Here is a 21,234-nt window from a genome sequence, read left to right on the forward strand (position 1 = left end):
ATACCCCCCCTATAGCGATTCCTTGCGTCACGCATCCTTTTTTATGAAGTGAACGCTGTCCGCCGTGCAACAAAATGCCAAATTCGCAAGATTGATGCATTTCGCCACGGCTTTTTCGACCAATCGTGCAGGCCAGCCGCCGTAGGATCACTTCACCCCATCCTACTGATCAGGTGTGGGCTATTCCCATCTGCAGAGAAAAATAAAAAATGGAGATAGCATGAAAAAAGCGATCCCAATATACGCAGCAGCTCTAAGTTTCGTACTGCCCGCCACCATTCAACTGGGAATTCTGTAATGAAGCTTAAATATAACGCACAGACCAAAAATACTGTCCTCTCATTGGCAGGTCGCTTTATGGCTGCGGGCGCAGCAAGTATTATCCTAAGTGCAAGCATGGGCATGTTCTCCGCCAGTCAAGCTGCAACACTTGAAGAAGTCAAGGCCAAAGGTGTTCTCAATGTAGCGACCGAGGACAGTTACTATCCCTTCGAATTTATCAAAGATGGGGAGTCGGACGGCTTTCATAAAGATGTCATTGCTGAACTTCGCAAATACGCGAAGTTTCAAGTTAAGCAAGACATCATGCCTTGGACAGGACTTCTGGCGGGTATTACCTCCGGAAAATACGACGGTGCAATCACTGGCGCGGGCGTGACGGAGGAGCGACTTGGCGCTTTTGACTTCGTAGCTCCCGTAGCACCTGAAGTCTCTCATTACATCAAGCGTGCAAACGATGATCGGATCAAGGATCTCTCAAGCCTGTCGGGCTTGACTGTAGGTGTCCAAGCAGGCGGTGCACAACTGGCACGTCTGACGCAACTCGACGCGAAGCTCAAAACAATGGGCGGATCACTGGGCAAGATTGTTCAGTACCAATCCTACCCGGAAGCCTACGCCGACTTGGCCAATGGACGCCTCGACTATGTCGTGAACTCGATTGTACCTGCGAACATGCTCGTCAAAGAACGACCAAAAGTCTTCGCAGTTGGCGAAGCCACCTCCGGAAAAGGGTTCATCGCCTGGCCGGTCGCCAGGGGCAATAAAGAGCTGCTCGAATACCTCACCGGGTTTGTGAACCACCTTCGCGACACTGGGAAATTGGCAGAGCTTCAGAAGAAATGGTTGGGGCAATCGTTCGACGATCTGCCACATGAGTCCATCTCTTCCATGGAGCAGTTCAGGAAGCTGACTGAGCAATAAAGCCAACCACACCCCCTGCTCAGCGAGGAGGCCCGAGCAGGAGTGCTGTGTCGTAAACCCTCTTTGACTGAGCAGGGCTGCCTAGGTCAAAGAGCACGTTGAAGGACATATCGATGGAAGGCAGTGACTGGTTCACTTTGCTTCACGCCGCCTGGACGACAGTCTGGATCTCCGGCATATCAATCATTCTGGGAGTTGCTCTGGGCCTAGTAGTCGCAATGCTTCGTGCGGCAAAAATCCCGGTAATCAGCCAGTTTCTTGCAGTTTATGTCAGCCTCATCCGAGCGACCCCCATGGTGACGCTGGTTCTCTTTCTCTTCGTCATCGCTCCGTCGATAGGCTGGGAAGTAGACCCACGGATTGTTGCCATCGCTGCAATGACCCTCAATACCACGGCTTTCAACGCCGAAATCTGGCGCGGGGCCCTGACCAGCTTTTCCAGAGAACAAGTCGAAGCCGCCAAAGCAGCTGGCATGACGACAGGGCTAACACTTCGTCGAATCATGCTGCCGCAAATGATGACCACAAGCCTACCTGGACTGGTCAATGAGATGTCTCTTCTTGTGAAGAGTAGTCCCGCGATTGCCATGATCGGCATCGTCGATCTGACACGGGTAACCAACCGCATCGCAGCCGTGACTTACGATCCTCTGCCACCCATTTTGGCGGCAGGATTGCTGTACATCTTAATTATTGGCGGCCTTGTTCGATTCCAGCGAATAGCTGACTCGCGCGCCAAGCGCCTGGCTATGTAGGAGCACCCATGAACGGTTTCAAAATGATCTGGGACAACATAGGCCTGTTTGGTGAAGGCCTGCAAAATACGCTGGTTCTGTTTTGCGTATCCGGCGTACTGGCATTCATCCTGGCGAGCTTTCTGGCGTTCCTTTTGGAAGGTGCTGAGAACATTCCTAGAAAGCTCATCCGCTGGGGGTTAGACCTCATGCGCATGCTCCCCTTTCTTATATTCCTGTACCTGCTGTACTACGGCCTCCCTAACGTAGGTCTGAGATTGGATGTCTGGTCGGCGGGTTTCTTTGCGTTGATCACCTATCACGGCGCCTACTTCGCGGAAATTCTGCGTGCTGCAAGGACATCTCTGCCGGCGGGCCAGGCTGAGGCTGCCTACGCGCACGGGTTCATCAACTCCAGCATGTACTGGCGAATTCTGTTGCCGCAGATGGTGATGCGCTCCGGCCCGCTGTTCGGTAATCAGTTGGTATGTCTGCTCAAAGACACAGCATTCCTTTCGATCATCACCTTGATGGACTTAACAGCTGCAGCATCAGCTGTGCAGGCCAAATATTTCGTCCCTCTCCCGCCTTTCATCTTCGTGATTGCCTTGTATTGGTCGGTCACATTGGTCGTAGAGACATTGCTGCGTCGCCTGAGCCGCCGAGCACAGAAACGAGGATTAGTACATGAATAAGCCCACTCCCGTTGTTGAGGTTCGTGACATCCATAAACATTTCGGCGGTATTGAAGTCCTCAAAGGCATCAACCTGAAGGTTGAACGGGGACAGACTGTCAGCATCCTGGGCTCATCCGGATCAGGAAAGTCCACCATGCTGCGTTGCATCAACTGGTTGGAAGTCCCTGACGGCGGCGAGATCTATATTGGCGGCGATCGGATGGGCGTGAAAAGCGCCAACAAAAAACCCATGTCCAATCGTGAACTGGCAGCGATGCGCGCCCGGACTGCCATGGTGTTCCAGAGCTTCAACCTCTGGCCACATCTCACTGTCCTGCAGAACGTCACTGAAGCTCCAATTCATGTCATGAAAGTTGACCGTAAGGACGCGCATGACCACGCGGTTCAATTGCTGGAGAAAGTCGGGCTATCCCATAAACACGACGCCTATCCATGGTCGTTGTCTGGAGGTCAGCGTCAGCGCGTGGCAATCGCGCGCGCTCTGGCAATGAATCCGGAAGTAATCCTGTTCGACGAGCCTACTTCTGCATTAGATCCTGAACTGGTCGGGGAAGTGCTGGCCGTTATGCGCTCACTCGCCGAAGACGGGTTCACGATGATCATCGTGACTCATGAAATGGAGTTTGCTCGTGCCGTCTCCAACGAAGTCGTGTTTATCGACAAAGGAATGGTGATCGAACGCGCAGCTCCTGAAAAATTCTTCACGAACTCCGACAGTGAACGGGTGAGGCAATTCCTGGGCAGGTACAGAACTGCCTCAGCTTGACCTTACGCTTTGCCTCATTCGCGCCCCCATTCATCACTGGCATCCGGCGGCTCCCCAAAAGCCGAAGGATGCTCGTTTTCAGAATTAAGGAAGCCAAGATGATGTTCTCCAACCCGCGTGCTACTCGGGAAAGCTACCCAGAACGTTTGAAAGCGATCATGTCCGTCGAAGTGGCTCATGAGTCCCGCGAGTGGCTGTCGAGCTGGGATCAACTGAGCAAGTCGCCCACTCCGCTGTGGAGCCTTCCAGGCATCGCACAGAAACTTGGGGTCGCGCAGTTCATGGTGAAGGATGAGTCAACTCGCTCTCCCCTTGCGAGCTTCAAGGCCCTGGGTGCTCCGATCGCTCTGGTCAGGTTAATTTTGCGCGCCATGCCAGAGAAGTCTTTTGATCCCAAAGGCCTCATCACCGGTCAGTTCAAAGCTGAACTACAAGATTTCACCGTGGTGAGCGCGACCGACGGGAATCACGGGCGTGCACTTGCGGCTGCTGCCCAGAGCGTAGGGTGCAAGTGTGTCATCGTCCTGCATGCCAACGTGAGCGTAGAACGTGAGTTGGCCATTGCCGCCTTTGGCGCCGAGATCGTCCGTATTGATGGCAACTACGATGAGTCCGTTGAACACACGGCCCAGATATCGAAGAAGCATGGTTGGCCCGTGGTCTCGGACACCTCCTACGAGGGTTATGAAATCGTGCCCCGCGATGTGATGCAGGGCTATGGAATCATTGCTGAAGAAGTCATTGCACAGACCAAAGACTCAACGGCTGGCGAGTGCCCTTTTACTCACGTCTTCTTACAGGGAGGGGTTGGGGGCATGGCCGCTGGGATCGCAAGTTATCTCTGGGAGGTTTATCAGGATAAAAGGCCAACTTTCGTCATGGTGGAACCGCAGCAAGCTGATTGTCTTTTCCAGAGTGCGGTGAACGGTGTGGCATCAAGGGCAACCGGCTCTGTGGACTCAGTCATGGCCGGACTGGCGTGTGGTGAAACGTCACCCTTGGCATGGCGCTTCCTGGAAAACAGCATTGATTTCTTCCAGACCATCTCCGATGAAAATGCCATTAGCGCGATGCGGTTACTGGCCAAAGGCGGCCCAACGGATATCCCTGTAATCGCTGGCGAGTCGGGCGTCGCAGGTCTGGCGGCACTGCAACTTTTGGCGATGGCGCCTCATGAAGCGAAGACGCTGAGTCTGAACGGCGAATCCAAGGTACTGATCATCAACACTGAGGGAGCCACCGCCCCCTCCGTCTACAACGCCCTGGTCGGGGAAACAAGCGAGTCGGTACTAGCTCGCCAGCATGAATGGCAGCGGCATCGCACTCTGTAATTCCAAATTGAAGGAGGCACCCGTGATTAACGAAAATGAACTGCACAAGCAACTGGTGACCTGGCGACACCACTTACACCAGCACCCTGAGGTTGGATTTGAAGAGTTGCAGACATCCGACTATGTCGCTGCGGCTTTACAGGAGATGGGGCTTGAAGTGCATCGAAATATCGGTGGCACCGGTCTCGTGGCAAGCCTGTCAGTAGGTAATGGCACCGGCGTGATTGGTCTTCGTGCTGACATGGATGCTCTGCACATCCACGAAGATGCTCCTGATCGTGATCATGCCTCAACTACGGCGGGCAAGATGCACGCTTGCGGGCACGATGGGCATATGACAATGATCTTGGGTGCAGCAAAGCTCTTGAGCGAAAGCCGAGACTTCAACGGCACCGTTCGCTTTATTTTCCAGCCTGCTGAAGAGCATGGCCGGGGCGCAAAAGCCATGATTGCCGATGGTCTCTTTGATCGCTTCCCGGTGGATGCTCTTTTTGGCGCACATAACATGCCTGGTTTGCCGGCAGGCACGATCGCTACGCGCTCAGGCGGAATCATGGCGAGCGAAGACAACTTTGTCATCAGCATCAAAGGCAAGGGCACCCATGCCGCGCGACCACATATGGGCATTGATCCTATCGTGATTGCTTCTGAAATTGTTCTGGCACTCCAGACCATCGTGTCACGCAACCTAGATCCAAGTGTGCCAGCCGTCATTTCCTGCACCGAGTTCATCACCGACGGTATTCGAAACGCAATTCCTACGCACGTGACGATCAAGGGCGATACTCGTAGCTATGCTCCGGAAGTCCAGGCGATGCTTGAGAAGCGTATGCGCGAAATCAGTGTAGGAATCTGCGAGTTGCACGGCGCCTCCTGCGAGTTCGAGTACACGCACGAATTTGCGCCAACCGTGAACTGGGAACAGTGCACACCCATTGCCGTCGAAGCCGCGACAAAAATTGTGGGTGCTGACAAGGTGAATGCTGAAGTACACCCGATGATGATCTCGGAAGACTTTGGTGCCTTCTTGCAGGTCGTCCCAGGCAATTTCGTATTCATCGGCAACGGTGAATCGAACGCGACAGGCGGAATCCCTCTGCATAACTCGAAGTACGATTTCAACGACGATGTGCTGACTACCGGCGCACGTTATTTCGCCGAAGTGGTACGCACCAGCCTCGCGCGCTAAACATCGAGCAAGAGCCTTCGCGCTCCCTCACCCTGCCACGATGAAAAGTGGGGTTCAGAGCAGTACCGTCTGTCCCCCACCCAAAACTCGTCCCCTCAATGTTCTCAGATCCTCTTCATAACTAGGATCTGCGACGGACAGATTTGAGTTGAAAATCCCCGAATGCCCCCTTCCAAGTCTACTTACCCAGGTGCAGCAACCGACATCCAAACGAATTTGATTAAATCCTCGCGAATTAAGAACAAAGTTGCGTTTGCAGTGGTGATTACAAAACAGAAATGAGCAACCCGCGAGATATTATTCTATCGACTCAATGGAATGAGATTGTGTTTCGAGAAGTGGTAGGCAATTCAACGCCTCACCTTAGAGACGTTATCGAGAGACAAAAACAGTCGAACTCATTGGTGATTTCAACGAACTCATATCCAAAAGGTTCGGGCTAAAAGCAGCCCCTCAACCTGAATTCCAATAATTCCTAGCGCTACGGCTCTACACGTCTGAGCCGATGCGCCCTTTTGCCCAAAATTTGGAGTAATCAATGCTGATCGCTAATAACAACGCAACTCGCAAAGCCTATCCGAGCGAGCTGAAGCAGATCATGAGCATCGAGAAAGCGGCTGAAAGTCGAATCTGGCTTTCTCAGTGGAGCGGGATCAATCCGGGTGCCACCCCATTGGAGAAATTGCCAGCTTTGGCGGCGGCCATGGGCGTAAGCGAGCTGTGGGTGAAAGACGAATCAGCCCGCTCCGAACTTGGCAGCTTTAAGGCTTTGGGTGCACCGATCGCGCTGGTGCGCTTGATCCTGCGTGTCTTCCCAGAGCAACGCTTTGAAGCCAATCGCCTGTTGTCTGGCGAATACAAAGAAGCGCTCACGGATTTCACGGTGATTAGCGCGACGGACGGTAACCATGGACGGGGCCTGGCTGCTGCTGCCAAAAGCATCGGCTGTCGTTGCGTTATCGTTCTTCACGCCAATGTGAGCATTGAGCGTGAAGAGGCTATTGCTGCTTATGGTGCCGAGATCGTCCGTATCGCGGGCAACTACGATGAATCGGTTGAGAAAGCGGCCTCTCTCGCCGTTGAGAACGAGTGGACTGTAGTTTCGGACACTTCCTACGAGGGCTATGAAGAAATCCCCCGTGACGTAATGCAAGGGTACGGCACCATTGCAGCGGAAATCGTTGAACAAACGCCTCAGGCAGGCCCTAACGAATCAGCATTTACACATGTGTTTCTTCAGGGCGGCGTCGGTGGCCTGGCAGCAGGTATCGCCAGCTACTTCTGGGAGCTCTATGGCGCCAAACGTCCAGCCTTCATCATGGTGGAACCTCAACAGGCTGACTGTCTGTACCAGAGCGCTGTCAGCGGCGAGGCCGCAAAATCGCAGGGTTCTGTGGACTCGGTCATGGCCGGTCTTGCCTGTGGCGAAACCTCGCCTCTAGCTTGGAAGTTTCTGAAGGAAAGCGTTGATCACTTCATGACTATTGAAGACAGCGCCGCTGTCGACGCGATGCGCATTCTCGCGTTAGGCAAGAACCAGGACATCCCACTGGTAGCCGGCGAATCCGCTGTTGCCGGCCTTGCGGGCCTCATCCATATCCTTAAATCCCCAAGCCTTGCAGCGGACGTAGGCATCAATGCCAAGTCCCGCATTCTGCTTATCAGCACCGAGGGTGCTACAGCTCCGTCGGTATATGCCGAGCTCGTTGGGGAGACATCAGAAGCTGTACTGCGCCGCCAAGAAGCCTGGCACTCGCGCGACATCGCCTGACCCTCTGTTTACACGCGTTCTAATCCCAAGCGAGCTTTGACTCGCTTTGGGTTTACTCCGCATAAAAAAAATAATGGAGAACACATGCGAAGCACGAAGAGAAATATCGGCCCGGTATCACTGATGTTTACCGGCTTAGGCTCAATTATAGGATCGGGTTGGTTGTTCGGCGCCTGGCACGCATCCATGATCGCAGGGCCTGCAGCCATTTTGGCTTGGATCATTGGGGCCGTCGTCATTCTAGCCATTGCCCTGAGCTACGTTGAGATGGGAACTATGTTCCCTGAATCAGGTGGCATGGTTCGATACGCTCGCTATTCCCATGGCGGTTTGGTCGGCTTCATGGCAGCTTGGGCGAACTGGATTTCGATCGTTTCAGTCATTCCGATTGAAGCCATCGCATCTGTACAGTACATGGCGTCTTGGCCGTATCCATGGGCGCAAGGGATGCTGGAAAAGGGCGAACTGACCGATGTCGGCGTTGCCGCTAGCGCTGCGTTGGTGCTCGTCTATTTCTTTCTCAACTACTGGGGTGTCAAGCTCTTCATCAAGACCAACACCGCCATCACGGTTTTCAAACTGTTGGTTCCAGCGGTGACAGGTGTGTGTCTCATCTGGAGCGGTTTCCACCCTGAAAACCTCGGCTTGACCTCTACCACAAGCTTCGCACCTTATGGGTGGTCAGCGGTCTTCACCGCAGTAGCAACCAGCGGTATCGTCTTCAGCTTCAACGGCTTTCAAAGTCCGGTCAGCCTTGCAGGTGAGGCGCGAAATCCATCACGGAGCATTCCCTTTGCCGTAGTGGGCGCCATTCTGATCGCCTTGGTGGTCTACGTTCTGCTTCAGGTTGCATTCATTGGTGCAGTCGAACCTTCAAGCATTGCTGGCGGCTGGCACGGCTTGGACTTTACCTCCCCTTTTGCACAGCTTGCGCTGGCTGTTAACCTGAACTGGCTGGCAATGCTGCTTTACCTCGATGCGTTTGTAAGTCCTTCGGGCACTGGCTCGATCTACACGGCCACAACCGCGCGCATGATCTATGCGATGGAGAAAAACAACACGATGCCGAAGATATTCGGCAGCCTGCATCCGATCTACGATGTCCCTCGTCCAGCGATGTATTTTAACCTCGCGGTTTCCTTCGCGTTCCTATTCTTCTTCCGTGGCTGGGGAACCTTGGCAGCGGTGATTTCCGTAGCGGTCATCATCGCTTTCTTGACTGGCCCGATCAGCCTTATGTCAATGCGCAAGAATGCCGGTGACATACCTCGCCCGATTAAACTCAAAGCCATGGGACTGATTTCCCCCTTCGCTTTCGTCTGCGCCTCACTGGTCTTGTATTGGGCAAGATGGCCGCTGACCGGTCACGTTATCCTCCTGGTGATCGGAGCTCTGCCTATCTTCCTCTACTACCAAAGTAAAAAAGGGTGGCAGGGTTTCGCCAAGGATTTCCGCGCAGCGCTCTGGCTCATCATCTACCTCCCAACCATGGCGTTGCTCTCGTACTTGGGTAGCGATGATTTTGGAGGGATCGGTGTCCTTTCTGGTGGTTGGGACATGCTGGTGGTGGCCTTGAGCGCTACAGCTTTCTACTACTGGGGCGTGTCGAGCGGGTATCGTACCCAGTACCTGGAGGAGAGCGTGGCGCTGCGCAGAACAACGGAGACTGAGACAAAGAAACGAGCGGATACTCGCTTGCAGAATCCACGGGGGATTACTCCTCAGTCATTCTGAAGTCTGCTCATCCACTGAGCAGGCACATGTCATACGCCATGCTGTCGACCGATCAGATCTCGAGGGAGACATATTCGAAGATGCGGGAATTGGAACGGTGCTTGCTGCGGGAACTGCTGGCGGGAATTTGGCCCGCACATCCGTATTCGCCGCGAGGCTGCCAGTACCATGTGCATCGGCGGCGGCATGGGTGCTGCCGGATTATTAGAGGTCGTTTAACCCCTGTTCGATTTCCGGAGTACAGGTTTGGGGGTAATCCTGGAGCCACGCCCTTTAGGTTACCCTCGTTTTCCGTGTGATTGTCCGAGACAACGTGAGGATAAAGTTCACGCCGATAGGATCGAAGAACTCAGCAGTACCTACCTGACCAAGGTGAGTCATTTTGAAAAAGAGCGAACTCCCAGTCAAAACTTGCGTGTCTTGCGGCCTTATCTTCACATGGGGAAGAAGTGGGCACGCTGCTGGGAAGAGGTGCGCTACTGCTCGGAGCGCTGCCGACGCAGCAAGCAATGAGTAAGAAAAGAGTCTTTATTTTCCCAATCAAACCAAAATCGTTCGGTCAGCAAAGAATCGGCCCCATCGGAACGAAGCGCCCTCTCATAGCCATTCATTCGATAAGTCCTCTCAGTGAGGGCGTGCGATGGCAAATTCAGACAATGTCCCTTTCCTAGGGATTGAGTTTTTTAAGGGCGTCTCTAAGTTCTGTGTTGTTTCCACCGAGAGCGCTTGTGGCAATTACCGCATTGCGTAGCAAAATTGATGCGGCGTGTTGGACATGTTCTTGCAGCAGGCGATCAGACGGGCCCGAGAGTGTGAGTGCTCCCTTCAGCTCGTAGCCAATCGAAAATACAGGTACCGATACAGCTGTCGTTTCCGGATCCCGCTCACCAAAAGAGCTGGCCCAAAAACGCTCACGCACGTCTGTCAAAGTAGTATCTCCCTGTCGAGAGAAAGCGCGAAGAATCTTCCCTGATGCACCGGAATGCAAAGGGAAGCGCGAACCCTCCAATACGGAAACGCGCACAGCTCGCTTAGGCTCAACACGAAACAGCACCACTCTACTGCCGTTCTCGAGCACATAGAAAGAGGACGTTTCACCACTCTCCTCTGCTATTGACTCCAACAATGGGTGGATGACATCACGGAGGCGGAACGAGGCTTGATACAGCTGCGACAAACGAAGAGGCTCAGGCCCGACAGAATAACTACCGTCACTCAGACGGCGCACAAAACCGGCTTTCTCCAACGAAGCAATCAACCGCAGAATTGTACTTTTGTAGAGCCCGGTTCGCCTTGCCAGCTCGGCCAATGTCAGACTTTCCTGTTCGACCTGGAAGGCAGCGAGAATCGAAAAAGCTCGATCCACAGCTGCGACTCCGCCACCTTCAACGCCGCTGGATTGATCAGAAAGGCCTGTTTCAGATTCGGTGTTCATAGCCACTCAACGTCAGGTCTGAGCTCGCAGGCGACCCAGCGGCAGTAGCGCAGCTGTAATCGCCTGCAAGACAATTTCAATGAACTTAAGATACCTTCTGAGCAGCCAAGGAGCCAGTGCGTCACTCCTCGCGCAGAAACAGGCGCAACGACATGACCATCGCCGCAGCCACAAACATGATGCATCCCATCACCATCAGCCCTGCTGTGAACGAGCCTGTGTAGTCTTTGAGAAACCCCATAAGATAGGGGCCCACAAAGCCACCGAAGGCACCAATCGAGTTGATCAAAGCTATACCGCCCGCAGCTGCCTGGCCACGAAGGAACTTGCCGGGCAGTGTGTAAAAGATCGTTTTTCCTGCAATCGTACCAACCAGTGCCAGAGTGATTCCGGCCAATGCAGGTACCAATGCATTCATCTGCAGCGCGAAAAGCAGCGCCAATCCTGCAAGCAGCATCGCAAGCGTGAGGTTAAAAATCCCCTTGCCGGTTCGATCAACATGTTTGGCCCAGATCAATAGGCCAATGGTTGCGAAGAAATAAGGAATCGCCGCGACCCACCCAATCATGCTCACTTCTACACCATGGGCCTTGAGCATCTGTGGCAACCAGATGCCGATACCGTAGGAGCCTAAGGTGAAGCTGAAGGTGATCGAGCTGAGAATCCACACCCTCGGATCCTTTAGCGCTGCCTTGAAACCATGGCTGTGTTGTCCCTTGCTTTGTTCTTCCGCCAGCATATCGGCGATCAAATCACGCTCACGAGGAGTCAGCCACTTTGCCTCTGAGGGGTGGTTGGTCAGCACTTTCAATGTGATCAATCCCAGAATACAGGCGGGAATCCCCTCGATGATGAACATCCACTGCCAGCCGGCCAGCCCAAGGAAGCCATGCATCTGCAAGAGCCAAATAGATAGTGGGCCCCCTACCAGGAATGAAATAGGTGTGGCCACTGTGAACCATGCCAGCACCCTTGTGCGGTATTGCGCTGGAAACCACAACGTCAGGAAGAAGATAACGCCAGGAAAGAAACCTGCTTCAGCGACACCAAGGATCAGCCTCACCACATAAAAACTGTAAGGCCCGACTACCAGAGCCGTTGCGGCGGCTGCCAGTCCCCATGTGATCATGATCCGAGCCATCCAGAGCCGGGCGCCAAATCGATACATTGCTAGGTTGCTGGGGACTTCACATAAGCAGTAGCCAAAAAACATGATCCCAGCCCCAAGCCCAAACTGGGTAGCGGTCAATCCGAGATCACCGGTCATTTGCAGCGCCGCATAACCTACGCTGGTGCGATCCAGGTAATTGAAAAAATAGGCGAGAGCAAGCAACGGAATCAAACGCCATGCGGCCTTGTGAAGGACGCGCGTTTGTTCTGCATCAAGAGGTTGCGCCGCTAAGGCTTTAGAGCTTTTCGGAGATGTCGTGACAATAGCCATGACTGGTTTCCTCAACTTTATTTTTATATGGCTGACGGCGGGAAAAACCGTCAGCGAATGTGCTTCAGGTTCGAGAGTTAGCGGACGATGCCACGACCTCGCATGGACTCGATGTCCCCGGATCCGTAACCCATCTCTGCGAGTAGCTCCTCTGAATGGCTGCCTAACCGAGGCACATTCAGACGAGCATCCATGCGCCGACCATTCATCTCGAACGGCAGCATCGGTACCTTTACTTCTTCGCCGTTTTCCAAGGAGAGGTGTGCCAGGCCTCCAGAGGCATTGAGATGCAGATCCTCGAATAGATCCTGAGGGCGCTGGATAGGAGAAAAAGGCAAGCCTGCTCGCTCGCACATGGCCATGACGTCATGTTTGCTTAGGCTGGCGAGCCGCTCCTTCACCTGGGGAAGAATCTTTGAACGAGCCTGAACACGTTGGGTGTTTTTCGCGAGATCGGGGTCACGGCCCAACTGATCGAAGCCAAAGGCATCGCAGAAACTGACCCATTGACTGTCGCTCACCACGCCCATGAAAACCTGCTCATCATCCAGCGTGGTGAAGACGTCATAGATTGCCCACGCTGAAAGTCGGCTGGGCATTGGGGCTGCGGGCTTTCCTGTGGTTGCCATTTGCATCATGTGCTGGCCTACCAGGAAAGCTGAGTTTTCAAAAAGGCCCGTTTGGACAAATTGGCCCTCACCGGTGGCCTTGCGTTGCCAAAGTGCTGCGAGGATCGAAATGGCGCTGAACATTCCCCCCATCACATCGTTAACCGAAGCACCCGCCCGCAATGGACGGCCTTCAGGGCCCGTCATGTAGGCCAACCCAGTCATCATCTGCACCACTTCATCCAGCGCCGTGCGGTGCTCATATGGGCCAGGCAAAAAACCTTTCATGGAGCTGTAGATGATGTCGGGCTTGATAGCTTTCACGTCTTCATAACCCAGCCCAAGCTTCTCCATCGCGCCTGGCCGAAAATTCTCGGTGACCACATCCGCGCTCTCAATCAGCTTGCGTACTGCGGCCATGCCATCCTCCGACTTGATGTCGACAGCAAAGCTTTTCTTATTGCGGTTGTAGGTCATCCAGTAACCCGCGCCAGAACCCGTCAAGCGGCGCGTATTGTCGCCCTCAGGCGTTGGTTCGACCTTGATGACCTCCGCACCTAGATCTGCAAGTACCAAGCCGCACGTAGGGCCCATGACCATGTGCACAAACTCGACAACCCGGATGCCCGCCAGCGGCAATGTCTGGATGTTCTGATTTTGCATGCTCATTGCGCGCCCCCGGCGTATTGAAAGTTTTTACCCACCCCAGCGTCCGGGATAAACCCGTAGAGCGGTTCGCCAGGCAACCCTTGTTTGAGCCACTCACGGGCCGCTACCAGTTTGTCGATGTCGACACCGGTACGTAGCCCCATGGATTCGAGCAGATAGACGAGATCTTCGGTGACGATGTTTCCCGAGGCACCTGGTGCGTAAGGGCATCCTCCGAGACCGCCTTGGGAAGCGTCGATCGTCGTGACCCCAACATCCAGCGCGGCAACCACGTTGGCCAACCCTTGGCCGCGAGTGTTGTGGAAATGCGCACTGCCTGCTTTAGCACCTATCTCGCTGCGCAACCGAGTGAAAAGACGGCGTACTTGAGCCGGGTTCGCATAGCCGACGGTATCGGCCAGACCGACCTCATCAACGCCCAGCTCGACCATGCGCAACGCCATGCGAATCACGTCGTATTCCGGGACTACACCTTGAATCGTGCAGCCGAATACCGTCGACAGGCCGGACTCGATCTCGACATGAGGAAACTGCTTGTTTCGAAGGGTGACAATAGAACGCACCTCTTCGTAAACCTGCTCATGGGTCTTGCGGATATTGGCAAGTGAGTGCGGTTCGCTGACGGAAATCGGCATCGTAATTTTCTGGACGCCGGCTTTGAACGCTGCCTCTGCGCCCTTGAGGTTAGGCACCAAGGCGGTGACGAATACGTCCTGTCGTTTCCGAAGGTGAGCGACCAGTTCTGCTGCGTCAGCCATCTGTGGAAGCAGCTTAGGCGAGACAAAAGAGCCGACCTCGATTTCTCGAAGCCCGGCATCTGCCAGAGCAGTCAGCCACTGCTTCTTCAGCTCAGTGGGCATCGCTGCATTGACGCTCTGTAACCCATCCCGTGGGCCTACCTCGCTAATCAGAATATCTATGTTGTTTTTATCGTTCATCGCCGGCTCTCCGGGTGTTGAATTGTATTCGTTCTATCTGATAGAACACTGTTCTGAAATAAATAATGAGCGCATGAATTCAAGCTGTCAACGCCACCCATCTGTAATTCCAGTGAGTTGGGGTTTTTGATTTAAACGAGGCAAGCGCAGATGGTCGGATCAGTGCCGTACGGCAGCAGGTGGGTTGACAGGGAAGGAAAATAGATCGACATTTGTTCTGTCAGAAGATATTTAATTCTGTCTGACAGAACAAAAACAATGCGAAGAACAGGCTTTTTCACCCTCGAAGGTCGATACCTGTCTTGTTCGGCGCCCGTGTAGGAGTCGACTCTGTGAGCCTTTATGCCCCCCCGCGTGATTTACCGACTCGCGTATTTACTACGATGCCTGAGGCCTACTGGAAGGATGGTGACTCCGACTGGGTACGTGCTAACAAACCCGGACAGAACGTCAAAAGTTTTCTAGAAGGGCCATCCTTCGACGTAAGCGGAAACCTCTACGTAACTGATATTCCCTACGGTCGTATTTTTCGAATAGACCCATTGGGCAATTGGACGCTGGTTGCGGAATATGACGGTTGGCCGAATGGACTGAAAATCCACCGGGATGGTCGAGTTTTCATTGCCGACTACAAGCAGGGCATTCTTGTACTCGATCCAAACACAGGCTCAATCGCGCCATTTCTTACGCACAGTCGTAGTGAAGGATTCAAAGGCGTAAACGATCTGTTCTTTGATGGAAGCGGAAAGCTCTACTTCACCGATCAAGGTCAGACCGGCCAACAGGATCCCAGCGGACGAGTATTTGCCTACGACCTGGATAAAGAAATCCTGACCCGTTTGATAGACAACGGCCCAAGCCCGAACGGCCTGGTGATGAATCTTCAGCAGAATGCGCTATTCGTTGCGATGACACGCGGCAATGCAATCTGGCGTCTGCCGATTCAAAGCGATGGCGGAACCAGCAAAGTTGGCATCTTCGCCGCAATGGCGGGAGGTGTCAGTGGGGCCGATGGCCTAGCACTAGACTGCGTCGGTAATCTTTACGTGTGCGATGCCGGAAATGCCTGTGTCTGGGTATTTGACCCACATGCTGTCCCGCTCTATCGCATTCGATCCTGCACCGATGGACGCACCCTGACCAACTTGGCGTTTGGCGGCGCGGGCAACAAGCAATTGTTCATCACTGACTCCTCAACCAGCACGATATTGGTAGCCGATCTCGACCACCCCGGTTCCCCCATGTATTCCCATAGCTAGCCAATGACGCTCTGAATTCCTGGTGCTGCCCGCACGGGATTCGTTCGGCCCGAAAAAAGCGTGCGCACGACGCACCAGCCCTACAAGTCTAATAAAAGGGACACTCATGCTGATCTTCTTAAGCTACGCCATGATCGTTTGTTTCATGTACTTGATCATGAGCAAGCGACTATCTCCTCTGGTAGCGCTGTTACTCGTTCCTGTCGCATTCGGTTGCCTGGGAGGCTTCGCGACCCAACTCGGCGCAATGATGTACGACGGCATAAAAATGCTCGCGCCGACCGGCATCATGCTGACGTTCGCGATCCTCTACTTCTGCCTGATGACCGACGCGGGTCTCTTCAATCCACTGATTAAGGTATTGCTGCGCCTGGTCAAGGGGGATCCGCGCAAGATCGTCGTCGGTACTGCCATTCTGGGTTTGTGCGTAGGCCTCGATGGCGACGGCGCAACGACCTACATCATTGCGACTGCGGCATTTTTGCCGCTGTACCGGCTGACCGGGATTCGAATACAGGTAATGGCGACCGTTTTGCTGATGGCCATCGGCGTAATGAACATCCTGCCTTGGGCAGGGCCGTTTTCTCGCGCAGCTAGCGCCATGCATGTCGACATCACAGCGCTGTTTCTAGAGATGATACCGATCATGATCGCCGGTGCTGTCTGGGTTGTCCTTGCCGCTTGGTGGCTGGGACGAATGGAATATCGTCGGCTCGGCGAGGTGACGGTGAGTGAGGAGGAAGTGCTCCAGGGTTACGCGCACATTCGCCTCAAGGATCCGAAATTTTTGTTCAACGTCGTGCTAACGCTGACGCTGATCGCCGGCATGATGCTTAGCCTCATGCCCCTGCCGATTCTGTTCATGCTGGCGTTTGGTTTAGCTTGCCTAGTTAACTATCCAAGCTTGAAACAGCAAAAAGAAGTCATAGCCCGCCATGCTGATAACGTGATGGCGGTCACTCTGCTGATCTTTGCTGCAGGCATATTCGTCGGCATCATGAGTGGCACAGGGATGATCAAGGCGATCTCGGATAACCTCATCATGATCCTGCCAGAACAGGCTGGTCATTACATGTCGCTGATCACAGCCCTGCTGAGCATGCCGTTCACTTATGTACTGACCAACGATGCGTTTTACTTCGGTGTGTTGCCCATCCTTGCAGAGACGGCGGCTCACTATGGGATTGGCCCGAATGAAATGGCAATTGCGTCACTGATTGGCCAGCCCGTCCACCTCCTCAGCCCTCTGGTTGCATCGACTTACCTGCTATGCGGGCTGTTGGATATCGACTACGGCGATAACCAGCGAGTCTCACTGAAATGGACGTTTGGAACGGTTTTGGTGATGCTTATGGCTGCAATCGGGACTGGGGCGATAACAGTCATTAACTGACTGATGTGACAGGTGCCCAGCAAAAATCTGAGTCCTGGAAGCTCAATAAAAAAGGGCCCTCTAGGGGCCCTTTGTACTCAAACCAAAGTCACTTGGTCAGCCAAGACTCGACGGTCGCGGAGCCATGTTCTGCTTTCCATTCCTTCAGCGTTTTGTGGTTGCCGCCTTTGGTTTCGACGACTTCACCGGTATGAGGATTTTTATAGACCTTCACTTGGCGTGGTTTACGGGTGCCAGCTTTGGATTCGACGACTGGAGCGCGACGGCCAGCTTGAGGATCAAGCAGAGCGATCACTTTCGGCAGGCTGTAACTGTATTCGGCCAGCAAAGCACGAAGCTTCGTTTCGAATTCGATTTCTTTCTGAAGGCCTGCATCGTCTTTGAGAGCTTCGAGAGCTTGAAGCTGCTCGGCCAGATGTTTTTCGAGCTGACGGAATTCTGCGAGTTTGGACATGAGGAATCTCGTTTGGTAGGTAGCTAACAGTATATTGCAAATCGATCATCGCTAGAGACGCTGCTGACGACAACTACCTGCAATGGAGAGGGCAAAAATTATGGCTCAGCAATAATTATGGCTGAGCCATAATTTCGAATAATTCACTATGCGGTTTCCTCGAACGCCTCGGTGATGGAAGCGAAGCTCTGCCTCATCATCCCCCCGCGCTTAGATTTGGGTGGAACCCCGAACCCTCCCGGTTAAGTAGAAATAAGCGTAGATGGCAGCGCATAGCTAACGAGGTATGAAAAAATAAAAAATTAGAAACCTCTAGACAAAGACTTCCACCGGATTCCAGCATGAGCCACCACGGTCAAAGAGGTCAAACCCATCACTTTTTTTACAAAAATGCGGCATTATGCCATCCTGTGCAGACTTATAATCTTTGCTTTCAATTAACAACAAATAGACATATACAGAATTGAAATTCGGTTCTAAGGATCAGGGGCTAATGTCTGGAATTTTGAAGTGGTTACACCTATCTGACTTTCATTTCGGCAAAAACGTATATGAACAAGAGTTCTCCTCCGGCAAGATAATAACTTTTCTTACCACACAAAAAGAAAATGGCGAAATCCCTGATTTCATATTCATCACAGGTGATATCGCAAACTCTGGAACAAAAGAACAGTATACCCTATATAAAAAATGCATCTTTTCTCCATTATTAGAACTATACGGAGAAGACTTTGCTGGAAAAATTTTTACCGTCCCCGGCAACCATGATCTTGACAGAGAAGTAAACGACGGCTTTAGTAAACCAAAGTTCCTACGACAGGACGCTGAATACTTCCTCCCAACAGCAAAGGCTCTGAAGGGACGCAAAATGCTTTTGGAGCGCTTTAAAACCTATATTGAGCATGTTGGCGATAGGCGCGCTAGCGCGTTTAGCGAAGAGGATGGTACTTACAACGAAACACATCTAATCGACAAGCTAACTGTCGGAATTGTAGGGATTAATACATCATGGCTGTGTGATGGCGACCAAGATAAATTCTACATCACCCCTGGTTATAGACTGGTTCGTGACGCGCTTGGAAAAATTGATACTGCCGATATCAAGATAGTTTTAGGTCACCACCCACTCTCTTGGCTACACGACTCCGAACGGCGCGCTTTAGAGACGGTTCTGGGGGAGCACAATTCAATCTACCTACATGGACATATGCATCACTCATGGGCTGAGCCAACGTTATCCGGAAGTGGAACCTTCATCGGAATTCAGACTGGCGCAGGATGGCAGGCACCAGAAGGAAGCCAGTGGAAAAACGGTTTCTTATGGACTGAATTTGACTCAAACGAAATGTCTATATACTTGAAACCGTACACTTGGAGCGTGCCAACTCAATGTTGGTTCCAAAATATGGAACCTTTCCACAGCTCTCTGATCACAACTCGAGGAGCCAAGTTCAGCGCACCAACACCCAAACTAATTAGTTACACTTCTCGCCCCAAAAAAAAGCCACTTGGTGGATGGGAGGCAAAAAGTTCCGCAGATCTAATGCCTCGTCCAGCTTTGGATATGGAAGAGGCCATACGCTACTTTGATGGAGCTGAGCCCACATGGGACAATGTTTTATCCGAGTCCATCCCAAAGCGCGAGATTGTTACACAGATAAAGGATCATTTTTTACGTACCACGAAAACGTCTGACGTTTCGGTTACCGTAATTTTAGGTGCTGGCTGTGAAGGCAAAACGACTGCGTTATTACAAGCAGTAAGTGAAATTCTTGCTTCAAGTCCAAATAAAAAAGTACTTAACCGAACGAACCCAAGCAGAGCATTTATCCCAGATCAAATATTACCCACACTTATCGAACATGATGACTGGCTTGTTGTTGTAGATCAGGCAGAAGAAGTTTCTCGCGAAATATCAAATTTCGTTAATAGTGGATGCGAAGGATACACGGGAAGGATCGATTTTATCCTAGCGAGCCGGGACTCAGACTGGCGATCTTCCGGTGCAGACTCTTTGCCGTGGGATTATCATGCAAAATTTAAGACCATCCATCTTAAAAATCTGAGCTTAAAAGACGCAGAGGAAATTGTAATTTCGTGGGCTAAATTTGGCGTCCGTGGCCTAGGAGAAGAACTCTATCTTTTACCAGAAGGAGAACGCTCGAGAAGATTAAGATATTATGCAAAAAAGGAAGCGCAAGGAAAAAATGACGCCTTCTTTGGTGCATTGCTTATGTCGCGGCATAGCGCTGACTTGATCGATCATGCAGAGGCTATGCTACTCAACCTAGATCGAATCGCCCTAGATTCTGGCCACACATTGAAAGACGCATTTTCTTATATCGCTGTAATGCATGTCCAAGGGTTCGACCAGTTGAGCAGCGCAGCACTAGCAAGTGTCCTTGGCATCGATCCGAACAAGTTAAACTCAGCTGTTATCAAAAAGCTCGGTCAGGAAGCAGCAGTAGCATATACGGCGAAGGCAATTTTCACGCGTCACCGCTATATTGCTGAGGCTGTAGTCAATGTTTTGGAAGCCAGGTTCGATGAAAATATTTCTGATTACTTCGTCAAACTAGCGATTGCAGAAACAAGAAGAGCAAAGACCGAAAACTTCCTTAGTTCAAGTTTTTGGCGCTATGAAATCTCTGAGGCGCTATTTGACGCTGGAGAGCCACAACTAGGAATCACAGTCTCCCAATCCTTGTATGACGACAACCCCAATGATTATCATCTTTTAACTAAGCTAGCATACCTATACCGCAGAGCAGATAGTGTGGAAAAGTGCCTGCCATTATTCAGGGAGTTCCCCGAAAAACCGCAAAACAGAGGTTTCTACTTTGAGTGGGGAGTGTGTGAAGGTCGCGAAAGAAATTATGTTGAGCAGGCGCTTCTCGCCTCATATGCAATGTCCGACGATGTTGAAAACTCCTCCATTAGATTCGATCAGGCCTCGATGTTCTTGAGTAATTTAGCTCATGCTTATCGCAAGCTATTCGATGAATTTGTTGATAGGAAATTTCAAACAGCACATGAGGCAGCGATTTCACTATTAGTCATACTCCAAAAGCGAGACAAAAAAAGCGCTCCTACTCCACTTATTCAAGATTTTCTAAAATTGGTTGAACGAAAACGAGCAACGTTGTATGACCGCCCAGCAGCCGTACGACATTTAGTCGAAGCCGCAGAGCTATTGCCAAAATACGGAGTTCGCCCGGAAGTGTCAGAAAAGGTAGACATATCCACTCTAAGCCTTCACTCATTGGATGTAATCGTTGCTAACGTACAAAGACAGCAAGAAACAGCGTAACTCTTGAAAACGTCTAGTCGCCTATAAGCATGATAGGGTAGAGGCAACTTAAAGCGCTCCAAACCGTTTGGGAGCGCTTACTGAATGAAATCTAAAAAGTCACAGCAAACGACTTTTAGAGGTCTGACGGAGCTCGACAAATGAGCCTGGCCTGAATCTAATTCCTCTCTTGAAATGAGCACCGCAGTCGTACGCTCCCCCTCTATGAAAACAGGTTTTCGATCCATGATCACCCAGCCGAGCAACTCATCAGAATGGCTTATTGCCCGAGCGACTGACCATCACTCATCTACCATATGCC

Annotated in this window: 16 protein-coding genes and 1 pseudogene; 12 read left to right on the top strand and 5 right to left on the bottom strand. The window is 52.2% G+C overall.

Annotated elements, in window-relative coordinates; genetic code table 11:
* Window positions 1–297 precede the first annotated feature (297 nt).
* From ABIA48_RS09305 to ABIA48_RS09345, 9 genes and pseudogenes are all read left to right on the top strand, one after another.
* Window positions 298–1,203: a transporter substrate-binding domain-containing protein gene (locus ABIA48_RS09305; RefSeq protein WP_429488113.1), complete on the top strand. Its 906-nt coding sequence runs from the start codon at window positions 298–300 to the stop codon at window positions 1,201–1,203.
* A 113-nt stretch (window positions 1,204–1,316) separates the two neighbouring features.
* Window positions 1,317–1,958, top strand: coding sequence for an amino acid ABC transporter permease (locus ABIA48_RS09310; RefSeq protein ID WP_429488115.1), 642 nt, complete (start codon window positions 1,317–1,319; stop codon window positions 1,956–1,958).
* A gap of 8 nt (window positions 1,959–1,966) precedes the next feature.
* Entirely contained in the window at window positions 1,967–2,632 is a 666-nt protein-coding gene (locus ABIA48_RS09315; protein ID WP_429488117.1) for an amino acid ABC transporter permease, read from the top strand.
* The gene (locus ABIA48_RS09320) at window positions 2,625–3,401 is read left to right on the top strand and encodes an amino acid ABC transporter ATP-binding protein (RefSeq protein WP_429488119.1); all 777 of its coding nucleotides are present in this window, start codon (window positions 2,625–2,627) and stop codon (window positions 3,399–3,401) included. The genes ABIA48_RS09315 and ABIA48_RS09320 overlap by 8 nt, the downstream gene beginning before the upstream one ends.
* Window positions 3,402–3,499: 98 nt before the next feature.
* Window positions 3,500–4,732, top strand: a complete 1,233-nt coding sequence (locus ABIA48_RS09325; protein WP_429488121.1) for a diaminopropionate ammonia-lyase — start codon at window positions 3,500–3,502, stop codon at window positions 4,730–4,732.
* 22 nt (window positions 4,733–4,754) lie between these two features.
* Entirely contained in the window at window positions 4,755–5,921 is a 1,167-nt protein-coding gene (locus ABIA48_RS09330) for a M20 aminoacylase family protein (RefSeq protein WP_429488123.1), read from the top strand.
* A gap of 538 nt (window positions 5,922–6,459) precedes the next feature.
* Window positions 6,460–7,692 carry a diaminopropionate ammonia-lyase gene (locus ABIA48_RS09335; RefSeq protein ID WP_429488125.1) on the top strand — a complete coding sequence of 411 codons (1,233 nt, stop codon included), beginning with the start codon at window positions 6,460–6,462 and terminating at the stop codon, window positions 7,690–7,692.
* A gap of 84 nt (window positions 7,693–7,776) precedes the next feature.
* On the top strand, window positions 7,777–9,426 hold the full coding sequence (locus tag ABIA48_RS09340) for an APC family permease (RefSeq protein WP_429488127.1): 1,650 nt from the start codon (window positions 7,777–7,779) through the stop codon (window positions 9,424–9,426).
* Window positions 9,427–9,808: 382 nt separating this feature from the next.
* Window positions 9,809–9,939: pseudogene (locus tag ABIA48_RS09345) on the top strand (DUF2256 domain-containing protein).
* 154 nt (window positions 9,940–10,093) lie between these two features.
* Here ABIA48_RS09345 and ABIA48_RS09350 read toward each other — a convergent pair.
* The 4 genes from ABIA48_RS09350 to ABIA48_RS09365 form a co-directional block, all read right to left on the bottom strand.
* Window positions 10,094–10,861, bottom strand: coding sequence for an IclR family transcriptional regulator (locus ABIA48_RS09350; RefSeq protein ID WP_429488129.1), 768 nt, complete (start codon window positions 10,859–10,861; stop codon window positions 10,094–10,096).
* Between the two features lie 121 nt (window positions 10,862–10,982).
* Window positions 10,983–12,302 carry an MFS transporter gene (locus ABIA48_RS09355; RefSeq protein WP_429488131.1) on the bottom strand — a complete coding sequence of 440 codons (1,320 nt, stop codon included), beginning with the start codon at window positions 12,300–12,302 and terminating at the stop codon, window positions 10,983–10,985.
* 77 nt (window positions 12,303–12,379) lie between these two features.
* Window positions 12,380–13,579 (bottom strand): CaiB/BaiF CoA transferase family protein, encoded by a 1,200-nt coding sequence (locus ABIA48_RS09360; protein WP_419118588.1) that lies wholly within the window; start codon window positions 13,577–13,579, stop codon window positions 12,380–12,382.
* Window positions 13,576–14,517, bottom strand: coding sequence for a hydroxymethylglutaryl-CoA lyase (locus tag ABIA48_RS09365; protein ID WP_429488134.1), 942 nt, complete (start codon window positions 14,515–14,517; stop codon window positions 13,576–13,578). Before ABIA48_RS09365 ends, ABIA48_RS09360 begins: the two co-directional genes overlap by 4 nt.
* Before the next feature lie 332 nt (window positions 14,518–14,849).
* On the opposite strand from ABIA48_RS09365, the gene ABIA48_RS09370 reads away from it, so the two are divergent.
* Together ABIA48_RS09370 and ABIA48_RS09375 are read left to right on the top strand one after the other, a co-directional pair.
* Window positions 14,850–15,776: an SMP-30/gluconolactonase/LRE family protein gene (locus ABIA48_RS09370; protein ID WP_429488136.1), complete on the top strand. Its 927-nt coding sequence runs from the start codon at window positions 14,850–14,852 to the stop codon at window positions 15,774–15,776.
* A 106-nt stretch (window positions 15,777–15,882) separates the two neighbouring features.
* Window positions 15,883–17,169, top strand: coding sequence for a CitMHS family transporter (locus ABIA48_RS09375; RefSeq protein ID WP_429488138.1), 1,287 nt, complete (start codon window positions 15,883–15,885; stop codon window positions 17,167–17,169).
* An 88-nt stretch (window positions 17,170–17,257) separates the two neighbouring features.
* Here ABIA48_RS09375 and ABIA48_RS09380 read toward each other — a convergent pair whose 3' ends face one another.
* Entirely contained in the window at window positions 17,258–17,623 is a 366-nt protein-coding gene (locus tag ABIA48_RS09380) for a histone-like nucleoid-structuring protein, MvaT/MvaU family (RefSeq protein WP_429488140.1), read from the bottom strand.
* A gap of 493 nt (window positions 17,624–18,116) precedes the next feature.
* On the opposite strand from ABIA48_RS09380, the gene ABIA48_RS09385 reads away from it, so the two are divergent.
* Window positions 18,117–20,933, top strand: coding sequence for a metallophosphoesterase (locus ABIA48_RS09385; RefSeq protein WP_429488142.1), 2,817 nt, complete (start codon window positions 18,117–18,119; stop codon window positions 20,931–20,933).
* The last annotated feature ends 301 nt before the right edge of the window (window positions 20,934–21,234 follow it).

The sequence above is a fragment of the Pseudomonas sp. S30_BP2TU TE3576 genome (assembly GCF_050436025.1).
GTDB lineage: Bacteria > Pseudomonadota > Gammaproteobacteria > Pseudomonadales > Pseudomonadaceae > Aquipseudomonas.